The sequence below is a fragment of the Micromonospora sp. CNZ285 genome, assembly GCF_004637285.1.
Genome location: NZ_SPQD01000001.1, coordinates 145,717 through 158,593, shown reverse-complemented (window position 1 = coordinate 158,593; position 12,877 = coordinate 145,717). Strand labels below are relative to the sequence as shown.

At 73.3% G+C, this 12,877-nt stretch carries 9 protein-coding genes; 3 read left to right on the top strand and 6 right to left on the bottom strand.

The annotated features are described in order from the left end of the window. Window positions 1-64: 64 nt before the first annotated feature. The gene (locus tag CLT75_RS00720) at window positions 65-2,932 is read right to left on the bottom strand and encodes a glycoside hydrolase family 9 protein (protein WP_135239005.1); all 2,868 of its coding nucleotides are present in this window, start codon (window positions 2,930-2,932) and stop codon (window positions 65-67) included. A gap of 429 nt (window positions 2,933-3,361) precedes the next feature. Here CLT75_RS00720 and CLT75_RS00715 point away from each other — a divergent pair, with 429 nt between their 5' ends. Then, a complete protein-coding gene (locus CLT75_RS00715) occupies window positions 3,362-4,927 on the top strand; it encodes an aldehyde dehydrogenase family protein (RefSeq protein ID WP_135239004.1) in 1,566 nt (521 codons plus the stop codon). A 176-nt stretch (window positions 4,928-5,103) separates the two neighbouring features. Here CLT75_RS00715 and CLT75_RS00710 read toward each other — a convergent pair whose 3' ends face one another. Both CLT75_RS00710 and CLT75_RS00705 read right to left on the bottom strand, forming a co-directional pair. Further along, a complete protein-coding gene (locus CLT75_RS00710; protein ID WP_135239003.1) occupies window positions 5,104-6,192 on the bottom strand; it encodes a GNAT family N-acetyltransferase in 1,089 nt (362 codons plus the stop codon). Between the two features lie 80 nt (window positions 6,193-6,272). Beyond that, window positions 6,273-6,977: an ACT domain-containing protein gene (locus CLT75_RS00705; protein WP_135239002.1), complete on the bottom strand. Its 705-nt coding sequence runs from the start codon at window positions 6,975-6,977 to the stop codon at window positions 6,273-6,275. A gap of 150 nt (window positions 6,978-7,127) precedes the next feature. Here CLT75_RS00705 and CLT75_RS00700 point away from each other — a divergent pair, with 150 nt between their 5' ends. Both CLT75_RS00700 and CLT75_RS00695 read left to right on the top strand, forming a co-directional pair. Beyond that, window positions 7,128-8,201, top strand: coding sequence for a phosphotransferase family protein (locus CLT75_RS00700; protein WP_135239001.1), 1,074 nt, complete (start codon window positions 7,128-7,130; stop codon window positions 8,199-8,201). After that, the gene (locus tag CLT75_RS00695) at window positions 8,202-9,413 is read left to right on the top strand and encodes an acyl-CoA dehydrogenase family protein (protein ID WP_135239000.1); all 1,212 of its coding nucleotides are present in this window, start codon (window positions 8,202-8,204) and stop codon (window positions 9,411-9,413) included. Between the two features lie 24 nt (window positions 9,414-9,437). Here CLT75_RS00695 and CLT75_RS00690 read toward each other — a convergent pair whose 3' ends face one another. The 3 genes from CLT75_RS00690 to CLT75_RS00680 all read right to left on the bottom strand — a co-directional run bounded on the left by CLT75_RS00690 (window position 9,438) and on the right by CLT75_RS00680 (window position 12,797). Then, the gene (locus CLT75_RS00690; RefSeq protein ID WP_135238999.1) at window positions 9,438-10,484 is read right to left on the bottom strand and encodes a LacI family DNA-binding transcriptional regulator; all 1,047 of its coding nucleotides are present in this window, start codon (window positions 10,482-10,484) and stop codon (window positions 9,438-9,440) included. A gap of 82 nt (window positions 10,485-10,566) precedes the next feature. Then, window positions 10,567-12,000: a GH1 family beta-glucosidase gene (locus CLT75_RS00685; RefSeq protein WP_135238998.1), complete on the bottom strand. Its 1,434-nt coding sequence runs from the start codon at window positions 11,998-12,000 to the stop codon at window positions 10,567-10,569. Next, window positions 11,997-12,797, bottom strand: a complete 801-nt coding sequence (locus CLT75_RS00680) for a carbohydrate ABC transporter permease (RefSeq protein ID WP_030274682.1) — start codon at window positions 12,795-12,797, stop codon at window positions 11,997-11,999. Before CLT75_RS00680 ends, CLT75_RS00685 begins: the two co-directional genes overlap by 4 nt. Window positions 12,798-12,877: the final 80 nt, after the last annotated feature.

Below are 12,877 nucleotides of genomic sequence, written 5' to 3'. Positions count from 1 at the left end.
CCCGCGAGGCGTGGCGCGGCCGGTCGCCCGGTGCGGCACCGGCCACGCCACGCCGCCTCGACGGTCAGGAGACGGTGCAGGCGGAGCCGTTCAGCGTGAACGCGGCGGGCCTCGGGTTGGCGCCGGTGTGGGTGCCGTTGAAGCCGAAGCTGGTCGATGCCCCCGGCGCCAGCGTCCCGTTGTAGGACAGGTTCGACGCGGTCACCGCCGTACCGGTCTGGGTCACGTTCGCCGACCACGCCTGCCCGACCTTCTGCCCGGCGTTGCCGAACGTGAACGCCAGCGTCCAGCCGTTGATCGCCGTGGTGCCGGTGTTGGCGACAGTGACGTTCGCGGTGAACCCGGTGTCCCAGGTGTTCGCCGTCCACGTCACCGCGCAGGCGCCGCCCGCGGGCGGGGCCGTGGTGGTCACCGTGACGCCGGGCGACGCGGGCGAGACGTTGCCGGCCGCGTCCACCGCCACCACTGTGAACGTGTACGTGGTGGAGGCGGTCAGCCCGGTCACCGCCAGCGTGGTGCCGGTGGTGGAGCCGACCAGGACGTTCCCGCCGCGGTAGACGTGGTACCCGGCGACGCCCACCGCGTCGGTGGACGGACCCCAGGTCAGCGTCAGACCGGTCGCGCCGACCGCGGAGGCGGTGGGCGTGCCGGGCGCGGTCGGCGGTGTGGTGTCCGGCGCCGGGCCGGCCGGCGTGGTGACGGCCAGCGCCGCCGACGCCGCCGAGCGGTTGCCGGCACCGTCGAGCGCCCGCACGGTGAACTGGTACGTCCGTTCCGGGGCCAGCCCGGTCACGGCCAGGGTGGTCCCGGTCGCGGCGGTGACGACCGGGTCGGCGCCGGCCGAGGTACGGGTCACCTCGTACCCGGCCAGGCCGCTGCCGCCGGTGTCGGTGGACGCGGCCCAGGTCAGCGTGAGCCCGCTCGACGTGACGGCGGACGCGACGGGCGTGCCGGGCACCGAGGGCGCGGTGGTGTCCGGGGTGACCGGTCCGGGCTCCTCGCCCCAGACGCGGACGCCGCCGGAGTACAGCGGCACCTTGCGGTTCGGCCCCGCGGTGGCCTGGTACGACGGGTCGTTCGTCGGATCCCAGGTGCCGCCCTCCGGCACCCCGATCTTGAACTGGACCTCCATCCGGTGCTGCGACTGCCCGGCGGGCGCGATGGTGTAGCCGGTGCAGTCGACCTCGACGTACCAGATGTCGCCGGAGAACTGCTTCGCCGTCGACGGCGACGGACAGCCCTGGGTGTAGCCGGGCGTGACGGTGACCGGTCCGGTGCCGTCGGGCCGGAAGAAGTACCGGAACTTACCGGTCGTCAGCGCCCGGGCCGGGAACGCCGACTTGTTGTAGACGATCGCCTTGAGCCCGGTGGCGCGCGGCTCGGCCTGCATCACCGTGGTCTCCACAGTCAGTTCGTCCATGTCGGGCGTCTCGGCGGACGGGAACCCGGCGCGCGGGCTGCCGCCGTACTCGTTCGTCAGCCGGGCCAGCGCGGAGGTGAAGCCGGCGTTGTAGTCGGTGGCGACCTCGTTCATCACGTAGTCCGACCGGCTGTCGGTGTACGCGTCGTTGGCCGAGGACGGGCCGCCGACCAGCGCGCCGTAGAGCACGTGCCGGGTCTCGGTGGGCACGGTCTGGCTGTCCCACCAGGAGCCGTGCGCGGTGCGGTGGTGCGGGTTGCGCGGCGAGTTGGTGCCGAAGCCGATCTGGTAGCTGGAGTTGCGCGGGTTGTCGCCGAGCGCGTAGTTGATCTGCCGGACGGCGAAGTCGTGGTAACGCGCCTTACGCGTGGTGTCCGTGGTCCTGTCGCTGTAGACGAGCGCGGCGAACGCCGTGTTTGAGGCGTACCGCAGCGCGCCCCAGGAGTCGAGCACCGCCATCCCGCCGGGCGAGTACGGCACCCGCTGCCCGTTGACGCCCACCGTCCAGTAGTCGAGCCACCGGTTGGCGTCGTCGACGTACTTCTGCTTGCCGGTGAGGTTCGCCAGCAGCACGTACGCGCCGAACTGCTTGTTGTCCCAGGCGATGGTCCACTTGTAGGAGCGGGTGGTGGACTGCGGCTCGGTGCCGAGCTTGTCGTACTCGCTCTCGGCCTTCGCCAGGTAGGTGGCGTCGCCGGTGGCCCGGTACAGCCAGATCGCACCCCAGACCAGTTCGTCCTGGTAGCCGCTCCACGACTTGTAGAAGCTCGTCGCGTCGGTGATGCACTCGTGGTAGTTCTTCCGCACCGTGTCGGCGAACGTGTAGAGCTGCTTGGCGTGGCCGAGCAGCTTGTCCGCGTAGGCCGCGTCGGTGGGCCGGAACACCATGGACGAGGCAGCCATCGCGGCCGCCGTCTCCCCCGCCAGGTCCGCGCCGCCACAGCTCGCATCGATCTTGTACGCGGGCCGCGCCATCGGCATCACCTCGGCCGGGCCCCACCACTTGTGGTCGTCGTCGCCCTTGCCGACCTGTCCGTAGAGGACGTTCGCGGCGGGGTGCGCCTTGACGAAGTAGTCGTTGACGAAGCGCAGGTTGTTCAGCAGGTGGGTGAGCTGGCCCGAGGCGACGTACCCGTCGCGGTACTCGACCGCGCCCCACGCCAGCATGGTGGCGCTGAACGCCATCGGGAAGCCGAACTTCACGTGGTCGCCGGCGTCGTACCAGCCGCCGGTGAGGTCGACGCCGACGTCGGCGCCGTCGGTGAGCGCCGAGTCGCCGCGCCAGGAGACCCGGTTCCAGGAGGGCTTGCGGCCCGACTGCTGCGCCTCGTAGAAGAACAGCGACTTCTGCAACGCCTCGGCGTAGTTGAACGCGGGCGCGGCCTGTGCGGCGGCGGACGCGGGTGGCGGGGCGGCGACGGCCGTGGCCAGGCCGACGGCCAGCGCGGCGCCGGCGGCGAACAGCCGGCGGAGCCGGGACCGGCCTCCCGGCGGCGGAATCGGACGGGGCATGGCGAGCTCCTGTGGCTGGCGCCGGGCGGCAGCCGGAGCGGGGACGGTCTCGCAGGGCTCCGGCTGCCGCGTGGCGGTGGTGGTGGGGTGTCCGTGAGAGGTTCGGGAGCGCTCCCATGGACAATCGACAATGTAATGCGCCGTTCATCGCAGGGGAAGAGCGCGCTGATCCGGGACGCCCGGGCGTACTCACGGGTAACCATCGGGAGCTGGATCACACCATCGATACTTTTCGATATAGAGCGTGTTCGTTCCCAGCTCAGCGGCATCGTCACGGTGGTGAATGCAGCCGCGAGGACGCCGTCGGCGGCGCGGCCGTCCTGGCATACGAGCGTACGGTTGCCCGGCCGCTTCGGCCCGCGGGACAGTACGCCTCACCTGCGGTGCCATCGACGCCGCCGCTCCCCGGACGACACTGAGGAGATCGCGATGGCTCTACGACTCGCCGAGGGCACCTCCTGGTCCGACACCCTCGCCCGGGCGGTGGCCGCCACGCCCGAGGCGTTCGGCACCGGCCCCGACGGCACCACGACGCTGCACAACCTCGTCCAGGGCGACTGGCGCGCGTTCGGCACGCCCACCGCCGTACGGACCCCGGTGGACAACACCGTGCTGGTGAACCTCGCCCGGCTCGACGCCGAGACGGCCCGCGCCGCCGTCGCCCACGCCGCCGGCGCGCACCGGGAGTGGGCACGGACCCCGCTGACCGAGCGCGTCGCCCGGGTCACCGACGCCCTGGACGCGCTCACCGCACACCGCGACCTGCTCGCCCTGCTGCTGGTCTGGGAGATCGGCAAGCCGTGGCGCCTGGCCTGCGCCGACGTGGACCGCGCGCTGGACGGCGTGCGCTGGTACACGCAGGAGATCGAGCGGATGCTCGCCGACGGCCGGGAACCGCTGCCCGGCCCGGTCAGCAACATCGCCTCCTGGAACTACCCGATGAGCGTGCTCGTGCACGCCGAGCTGGTGCAGTTGCTCGCCGGCAACGCGGTGATCGCCAAGACGCCGTCGCAGGGCGGCGCGGTCTGCCTCACCGTCGCGCACGCGCTGATGCGCCGCGCCGGCCTGCCCGCCACGCTGCTGTCCGGCAGCGGCGAGGAACTGTCCGAGGTGCTCGTCCGCGCGCCGGAGATCGGCGCGGTCGCGTTCGTCGGCGGGCGCTCCAACGGCGGCAAGGTCGCCGCCGCGCTGCTCGACTGCGACAAGCGGCACTTCATCGAGCAGGAGGGACTGAACGCCTGGGGCATCTGGGACTTCTCCCAGTGGGACTCGCTCGCCGCGCACCTGCGCAAGGGCTTCGAGTACGGCAAGCAGCGCTGCACCGCGTACCCCCGGTTCGTGGTCCAGCGCGACCTGGTCGACGAGTTCCTCGACATGTACCTGCCCGTGGTCCGCTCGATCCGGTTCGGGCACCCGCTCGCCGTCGGCGACGACTGGGCGGCCGGCGACCCGCTGCCCGAGCTGGACTTCGGGCCGCTGATCAGCGCCGCCAAGGCCGACGAGCTGCGGCGCAAGGTCGACGAGGCGGTACGCGGCGGCGCCGTGCCGCTGCACCGCGGCAAGCTCGACGGCGCGCCGTTCCTCGACGGGCAGGACACGTCCCCGTACGTCGCACCGGCCGTGCTGCTGGCCCCGCCCGGCCGGTCCCGCCTCATGCACGCCGAGCCGTTCGGCCCGGTGGACACGATCGTCGTGGTGGACACCACCGACGAGCTGCTGGCCCAGATGAACGCCTCGAACGGCGCGCTCGTCGCGTCGCTCGCCTGCGACGACGAGGAACTGGCCGGCAAGCTGGCGGTGGACCTCCAGGCGTTCAAGGTGGGCATCAACAAGCCGCGGTCCCGGGGCGACCGGGACGAGCCGTTCGGCGGCCGGGGCGCGTCCTGGAAGGGCGCGTTCGTCGGCGGCGACCTGCTCGTGCAGGCGGTCACAGTGGGCGGTGACGGCCGGCTCTACGGCAACTTCCCCGACTACAGCAGCTACCCGGCCACCTGATCGCGCACAGACGGGCGGGGCCCCCGCATCGGGAGCCCCGCCGTGTCACCGTCCTCCGTATCGGAGGTCGGCCCCTGTGGCGCGTGACCGCGCCGGTTCCGGCCGTCCGGTCGTGCCCCTCGGGTGTGCCGCGCCGTTGCGGCGCACCTCCGGGGTCCGGCCGGTCGGCCGTCAGCTCAACTCGACCGCTGCGCGGGCACCGTCACCTCGGCCCGCGCGGCCGGCTCGGCCACCGGCCGTGCGGCCAGCGGCAGCGTCGCGGTCAGCACGCCGCCGTCGCGTTCCATCGCCACCGGCCGGTCCAGCCGGCGCAGCGTCCGCAGCATCGGCGTGTTCTCGGACTGCACGTGCAGCAGCACGGCGGCGTAGCCGGCCCGGTCGGCGTGGCCGACCAGGCGGCGCAGCAGCGCCGAGCCGAGACCCCGCCGCTGCCAGTCGTCGCGGACCAGCAGCGCCGCCTCGGCCTCGTCGCCCTCGCCGAGCAGGTTCGCCATCGCCACGACCGGCTCCGCCGCCCCGCCGGAGCCCGCCGTGGCGAGCAGCGTCACGCCCCGCGCCGGTTCCAGCAGCCGGCGCAGCCGGGCCGGCGACGGGTCCGCCGCACCGCTCAGGTAGCGCCGCTGCCGGCTGCGCGCCGAGCAGGCGGCGTGCAGGTCGCGTACGCCGGGGACGTCCTCGGCGGTCGCGGCCCGCACCGACACCTCGCCGCCGTCCGGCAGCACCAGGGTGATCCGGTCGGCGTCCCGGCGGGCCAGCGTCGCGGCCAGCTCGACAAGGGCCTGCGCGCGGGCGTACTCGGCCGGGGTGAAGCTGGGCTCCCGGCGGTGCAGTTCGTGGGCGCCGCCGGCCGGGTCGGCGAGCACCATCGTGGTGCCGCCCACCCCGCCCGGCGCGGCGGCGGGCGTCGGACGCCAGGTCACCGTGTCGGCGCCGAGCAGCGTGCGCAGCACCTCGCCGGTCGCCTCCGGGTCACGCACCAGCCGCCCGGCGAGCCCGAGCAGCCGGGTCGGCTCGTCGGCCAGCCCGCGTGCCCCGCTGCGCGCGACCCAGCAGTCCCGGCCCCGGCCCCGTTCCACGGCGGCCCGCAGCTCCGCCTCGGTCACCTGCTCGGGCGCGTCGACCAGGAAGTCGTCGACAGCGCCGGCTTCGGTGGTGTGCACCTGCACGCTGAGGATGTTGACCCCGCGCAACGCGAGGCTCGCCGTGAGCACCGACAGGTAGCCCGGCCGGTCGTCCACGGTGGCTCGGATCCGCCACAGCGCCATGGTTGTCTCCCTTCCTCGGCACCGACCATGCCGTGCGCCTGTTGCGGGCCCGTTGCCCCGGGGTGACGCGGGCCCTCCGGTCAGGTGACGGTGGTCACTGGTGGCGCGCCGACCAGGTCGAGCCGGTCGCCGAGGATCACCGCGCTGGCGCGGACGAGCTGCGCGAGCCGGTCCACCTCGGTGGAGTGGAACCCGGCGGCGGCGAGCGGCTCGCTGTGGTCGCGGGCGACCACGAGCACCAGCCCGGCCCGGCCGAACGGCGCCACCGCGTAGTGGTGCCCGTCCGGGCTGGTCATGGCGCGCGCCCGCAGCGGGGTCACCTCCGGCAGCCGCGGCGGCACCGGCGCCCGCCAGCTCGCGTGCCCGATCGCGGCGACGCCGGCCTCACCGCTGCGCGAGGCCCAGTCCAGGGGTACGACGGCGGCCACCGCCCAGTCCGCGGCGAGCAGCCCCGGCACCGCGTCGACGAGCGTGGCCACCCCGTCGACCGGGTTCGCCGCCACCTGGGCGAGCAGTTCGGCGTCCTGACCGGTGGTGGTGGGCGCGCCGATCGCCCGCCACACGCCGTCCACCCGGACGCCGGGGATCGCGGCCAGCCCGGCGAGCATCCGCTCCACCCGCGCCGCACCCGGCCAGACCACAGTGAAGTCGTCCACCGCCCGGCCGCCGAGCCGTTCCAGCACCACCACCTGCACGATGTCCGCGCCGGAGACACCGAGTGTCCGGGCCACCTGGCCGAGCGTGCCCGGACGGTCCGGCAGGGTCACCCGAACTCTCAGCAGCATGTCTGATCCCCTCCGCTCGGCGGGCCGGCCGAGCGGCCGGCAGGCTGGGGCCCAGCCTGCCGGTTGACCATTTCGCCCCTGTTGCAAGGGCATGTCCCGCCGGGAAAACCCGACCTTGACAACAAAGCTGAGCTGCCATCAACTAATCGGATGACCGACCCGGCCGCCGATGTCGCCGCGCCCTCGACCGGTCCGGCCCCGCGCGGGCTCGACCTCGACCGGCTCGCCGCCCACCTGGCCGTCCACCGGCCGGACCTGAGCGGGCCGCTGTCGGCGCGGCTGATCGCCGGCGGCAAGTCCAACCTCACCTACCTGCTGCGCGCCGGTGACCGCGAGGTCGTGCTGCGCCGGCCGCCCCTGGGGCACGTGCTGGCCACCGCGCACGACATGGCCCGCGAGCACCGGGTGATCTCGGCGCTCGCGCCGACCGGCGTACCGGTGCCGGAGGCGCTGCTGCTGTGCGCCGACGAGAGCGTCATCGGCGCGCCGTTCTACCTGATGGCGAAGGTCGACGGCGAGGTCTACCGGCGGCGGGAGCAGACCGACGCGCTCACCTCCGGCCAGCGGCGCGACCTCGCCATGGCGATGATGGACACGCTCGCCACGCTGCACCGGGTCGAGCCGGCCGAGGTGGGGCTGGCCGACTTCGGCCGTCCGGAGGGCTACCTGGCCCGGCAGGTACGCCGCTGGGCCGGCCAGCTCGACCGGTCCCGCAGCCGGCCGCTGCCCGGCATCGACGAGCTACGCGACGCGCTGGCCGCCAGCGTGCCCGAGGGCGCGAACGCGGGCCGGATCGTGCACGGCGACTACCGGCTGGACAACCTCCTCGCCACCGTCGACCCGGTGGCGGTGCGGGCGGTGCTCGACTGGGAGATGGCCACGCTCGGCGACCCGCTGGCCGACCTCGGGCTGCTGCTGACGTACTGGGACGTGCTCGGCGACAGCGACCACGGCGAGGGCAACCCGGTGGCCGACGGCATCGGGCCGCGCGCCGGCTTCCCCACCGGCGCCGAACTGATCGAGCGGTACGCCGGGCGCAGCGACGTCGACGTCGGCCCGCTGCACTGGCACGTGGCACTCGGCTGTTTCAAGCTCGCGGTGATCTGCGAGGGCATCCACTACCGGCACACGCTCGGCCAGACGCTGGGCGAGGGCTTCGACCGGATCGGCGACATGGTGGCGCCGCTCGTGGCACACGGGCTGCACGCGGTGAGGGAGAGCTAGATGGAGTTCGCGTACGACGACCGGACGGTCGAGCTGCGGCAGCGGCTGGAGGCGTTCCTCACCGAGTGCGTGTACCCGGCCGAGCCGGTGCACCACGAGCAGGTGGCCGCCGCCGGCGACCCGTGGGCCCGCCCGCCGGTGATGGCGGAGCTGAAGGCGCAGGCGCGGGAGCGCGGGCTGTGGAACCTGTTCCTGCCCGACGCCCGCTACGGCGCCGGCCTGACCAACCTCCAGTACGCGCCGCTGGCCGAGCTGACCGGCCGCAGCCCGCACCTGGCCCCGGAGGCGCTCAACTGCGCCGCGCCGGACACCGGCAACATGGAGCTGCTGGCCGAGTTCGGCTCGGAGGAGCAGCGCAAGCAGTGGCTCATGCCGCTGCTGGCCGGTGAGATCCGGTCCGCGTTCTGCATGACCGAGCCGGAGGTGGCGTCCTCGGACGCGACGAACATCGCCACCCGCATCACCCGCGACGGCGACCACTACGTGATCAACGGCCGCAAGTGGTGGTCGTCCGGGGCGATGGACCCGCGCTGCGAGATCTTCATCGTGATGGGCAAGACCGACCCGGACGCCGACCGGCACCGCCAGCAGAGCATGATCCTGGTCCCCCGGGACACCCCCGGCGTGACGGTACGCCGCGGGATGCGGGTCTTCGGCTACAGCGACGCCCCGCACGGCGGGCACGCCGAGATCGACTTCGCCGACGTCCGGGTGCCGGTGGACAACCTGGTCGGCGAGGAGGGCACCGGGTTCGCCATCGCCCAGGCCCGGCTCGGCCCCGGCCGGATCCACCACTGCATGCGCCTGGTCGGCATGGCCGAGCGGGCCCTGGAGCTGCTCTGCCGGCGCGTGCTCGACCGGGTCGCGTTCGGCCGCCCGCTCGCCGAGCAGGGCGTGGTCCGCGAGTGGATCGCCGAGTCGCGGGTCCGGATCGAGCAGGCCCGCCTGCTGGTGCTCAAGACCGCGTGGCTGATGGACACGGTCGGCAACAAGGGCGCGCACACCGAGATCCAGGCCATCAAGATCGCTACGCCGCTGATGGCCGAGTGGGTGATCGACAAGGCCATCCAGGCGTACGGCGGGGCCGGGGTCAGCCAGGACACCCCGCTGGCCGAGCTGTGGGCGCAGGCCCGCACGCTGCGCCTGGCCGACGGCCCCGACGAGGTCCACCGCGCGTCGCTGGCCCGCCGCGAGCTGCGCCGCTGGTCCTGACCGGGCCCCCGCCGCCCGGCCGGGTCAGGCGGAGGCCCGGTGGATCAGCTCGGTGTCCAGCAGCACGTGCGGGGAGGGGACCTCCTCGCCCCGGATGCGGGACACCAGCAGCCGGGCCATCTGCCGGCCCATCTCCTCCACCGGCTGGAACACGGTGGTCAGCGGCGGCTCGGCCTGACGCGCGATCGGGGCGTCGTCGAAGCCGATCACCGCCACGTCCTCCGGCACCCGGCGGCCGGCCTCGCGCAACGCGCGCAGCGCGCCGAACGCCATCAGGTCGGAGGCCACGAACACGGCGTCCAGCTCCGGGCAGACGTCGAGCAGCCGGCGCATGGCCGCGGTGCCGCTGCCTTCGCTGAAGTCCCCGTACGCGATCAGGCCCGGATCCACCCGGCTGCCGGACGCGCGCACGGCCTCCTGGTAGCCGGAGAGCCGGGCCAGGCCGGCGCCCATGTCCTGCGGGCCCGCGATGGTCGCGACCCGCCGGCGGCCCTGGCGGAACAGGTGTTCCACCGCCTGCCGCGCGCCGCCGACGTTGTCCATGTCGACGAACCACGCCGGCTGCGCGTTCGGGTGCAGCATCCGCGCCGGACGGCCGCCGAGCACGGTCGGCAGGCCGCGCTCCTCCAGCAGCGTGGGCAGCGGATCGGCGTCGTGCAGCGACAGCAGGAGTACGCCGTCCACGTGCTGGTTGGTCAGGTGGTGCTCGACCCGTTCCCGCTCGATCGGCGACTGCACCATGGCCAGCCAGAGCTGCATCGGCGTCTCCACCAGCCCGGAGCTGACGCCCCGGACGATGGCCGCGAAGAACGGCTCGGTGAAGACCCGCTCCCCCGACTCGGACACGACCAGAGCCACCGAGTCGGTCCGCTGGGTGACCAGCGCACGGGCGGCGCGGTTCGGCACGTACCCCAGTTCGGCGATGGCCTGCTGGACGGCGGCCCGGGCCTCCGGGCTGACCTGCGGCGAGCCGTTGACCACGCGGGAGACCGTGCCGCGCCCGACGCCGGCGCGAGCCGCGACCGCGTCGAGGGTCGGACGCCCGAGCGAGCGGGTGCGCTGCGTTGTCATCGTTGTGCTCCTCCGACGGTCGGGCGGACCCGGCACCGATTGAGGCGTCGGCGCCGGGCCGCCCGTTACTGGCTGGCCCAGCTTATTGTGCGGGCAGTCCGTTGCGTCGGATCACGTCGGCGTACCACCTGGCGCTGGACTTCGCGATCCGGGCCTGGCTGTCGTAGTCGACATAGACCATGCCGAACCGCTTCGTGTAGCCCCAGGCCCACTCGAAGTTGTCCAGGAGCGACCAGGCGAAGTAGCCCTTGAGCGGCACACCGGCCTCGATCGCGGCGTGCGCCGCGCGCAGGTGCGCGGAGAAGTAGGCCAGCCGGTCCGGGTCGTCCACCCGGCCGTCGACCAGCTCGTCGACGAACGCCGAGCCGTTCTCGGTGACGTAGAGCGGCAGGTCGGTGTACTCCCGGTGGACCCGCTCCAGCGTCTCCACCAGGCCCGGGGCGTCGATCTCCCAGTCCATGTCCGTCACCGGGACACCCCGGGTGACGAACCGGACGTCCTCGCTGCCCGGCCAGCAGGACGGCGCCCGCCAGTAGGGCTCCGGCTCCGCGCCCTCGACCGGCGCGGCCACCACGTGCCGGCTGTAGTAGTTGACCCCGACCATGTCCAGCGGCGTGGAGATGGTCGCCAGGTCACCGTCGCGCACGTGCCCCATGTCGGTGACCTGACGCAGGTCCGCGACGAGGTCCGCCGGGTACGACCCGCGCAGCACCGGGTCCAGGAAGAACCGGTTCGCCAGCGCGTCGATCCGCCGGGCCGCGTCGGCGTCCGCCGCCGACCCGCTCGCCGGGGTCACCGGGTACAGGTTGACGGTGATGCCGAGCTGCGCCTCCGGGCGGGCCGCGCGTACCGCCTGCACGGCCAGGCCGTGACCGAGCATCAGGTGGTGCCCGGCCCGGACCGCGTCCGCGCCGTCGGAGCGGCCCGGCGCGTGCACGCCGGAGCCGTAACCGAGGAACGCCGAGCACCACGGCTCGTTCAGCGTGGTGAAGTACTTCACCCGGTCACCCAGCGCCTCGGCGACCAGGTGGGCGTACTCGGCGAAGCGGGCCGCGGTGTCCCGGGCCGGCCAGCCGCCCGCGTCCTCCAGCGGCTGCGGCATGTCCCAGTGGTAGAGCGTCAGCCACGGCTCGATGCCGTGGCCGAGCAGCTCGTCGACCAGCCGGCGGTAGAAGTCCATGCCCTCCTGGTTGACCCCGCCGGTGCCGCCCGGCTGCACCCGCGGCCAGCTCACCGAGAAGCGGTACGACCGCAGGCCCAGGTCGGCCATCAGCCGCACGTCGTCCGGCATCCGGTGGTAGTGGTCGCACGCCACGTCGCCGGTGTGCCCGGCCACCGTCCGGCCCTCGGTGTGGCTGAAGGTGTCCCAGATCGACGGGGTACGGCCGCCCTCCGTCGCCCCGCCCTCGATCTGGTACGCGGCGGTGGCCGCGCCCCAGAGGAAGCCGGGCGGGAAGGTGAGGGCCGGACCGGCGTCGAGGACGCCGACGGCGGGCGGGCTTGCTGGGTTGCTCACGACTTGACGGCGCCTTCCATGATGCCGCCGATGATCTGGCGGCCGAACAGAACGAACACGACGAACAGGGGCAGGGTCGCGATCAACGTACCGGCGAAGATCTGCGAGTTGTCGGCGAAGTAGGCGGTGTTGAGGCTGCGCAGCGAGATCTGGACGGTCGGGTTGGACGGGTCCGCCAGCACCACGAACGGCCAGAAGAACTGGTTCCACTGCTCCATGAAGGTCAGCAGACCCAGCACGGCGGCGGCCGGACGCAGCGCGGGTGCCACCACGTGCCAGTACACCCGCCAGGTGGAGCAGCCGTCCACCCGGGCGGCCTCGATCAACTCGTTCGGTACCGCCTGCTCGGCGTACTGGCGCATCATGAAGATGCCGAAGCCGCCGATCAGGAACGGAACGGTCACCGACGGCATCGTGTTCAGCCAGTCGAGCTTGGCCATCAGGATGTACAGCGGCAGCACGCCGAGCTGGATCGGCACCATCATCGAGGTGAGGATGATCAGCAGCAGCGCGTTCTTGCCCCGGAAGCGCAGCTTGGCGAACGCGAAGCCGGCCAGCGAGCCGAAGAACACCGTCGCGACGGTGATCGTCCCGGAGACCAGGAACGAGTTCATCAGGCCCTTGACGATGTTGGCGTCGCTGTTGGCGAGCACCCGCTCGATGTTCTCCCCGAGCTTGCCGCCGGGCAGGAACGGCGGCGGCCAGGAGTTGGCCGCGTCGTTCGTCCGGCTGGCGATCACGATCATCCAGTAGAACGGGAACAGGGACAGCAGCACGCCGAAGATCAGGCCGATCATGGTGAGCGGGCTGGCCTTCCAGAGCCGCTCGGCCCGATGGGCGGTCTTGACCGGCGGACTCTGCCGGGTGGGCGGGCGGA

Bases quoted from the DNA above. Each gene is read 5' to 3' on its own strand.
- CLT75_RS00720 (WP_135239005.1), bottom strand. From the start codon at position 2,932: ATGCCCCGTCCGATTCCGCCGCCGGGAGGCCGGTCCCGGCTCCGCCGG.
- CLT75_RS00715 (WP_135239004.1), top strand. From the start codon at position 3,362: ATGGCTCTACGACTCGCCGAGGGCACCTCCTGGTCCGACACCCTCGCC.
- CLT75_RS00710 (WP_135239003.1), bottom strand. From the start codon at position 6,192: ATGGCGCTGTGGCGGATCCGAGCCACCGTGGACGACCGGCCGGGCTAC.
- CLT75_RS00705 (WP_135239002.1), bottom strand. From the start codon at position 6,977: ATGCTGCTGAGAGTTCGGGTGACCCTGCCGGACCGTCCGGGCACGCTC.
- CLT75_RS00700 (WP_135239001.1), top strand. From the start codon at position 7,128: ATGACCGACCCGGCCGCCGATGTCGCCGCGCCCTCGACCGGTCCGGCC.
- CLT75_RS00695 (WP_135239000.1), top strand. From the start codon at position 8,202: ATGGAGTTCGCGTACGACGACCGGACGGTCGAGCTGCGGCAGCGGCTG.
- CLT75_RS00690 (WP_135238999.1), bottom strand. From the start codon at position 10,484: ATGACAACGCAGCGCACCCGCTCGCTCGGGCGTCCGACCCTCGACGCG.
- CLT75_RS00680 (WP_030274682.1), bottom strand. From the start codon at position 12,797: ATGATCGGCCTGATCTTCGGCGTGCTGCTGTCCCTGTTCCCGTTCTAC.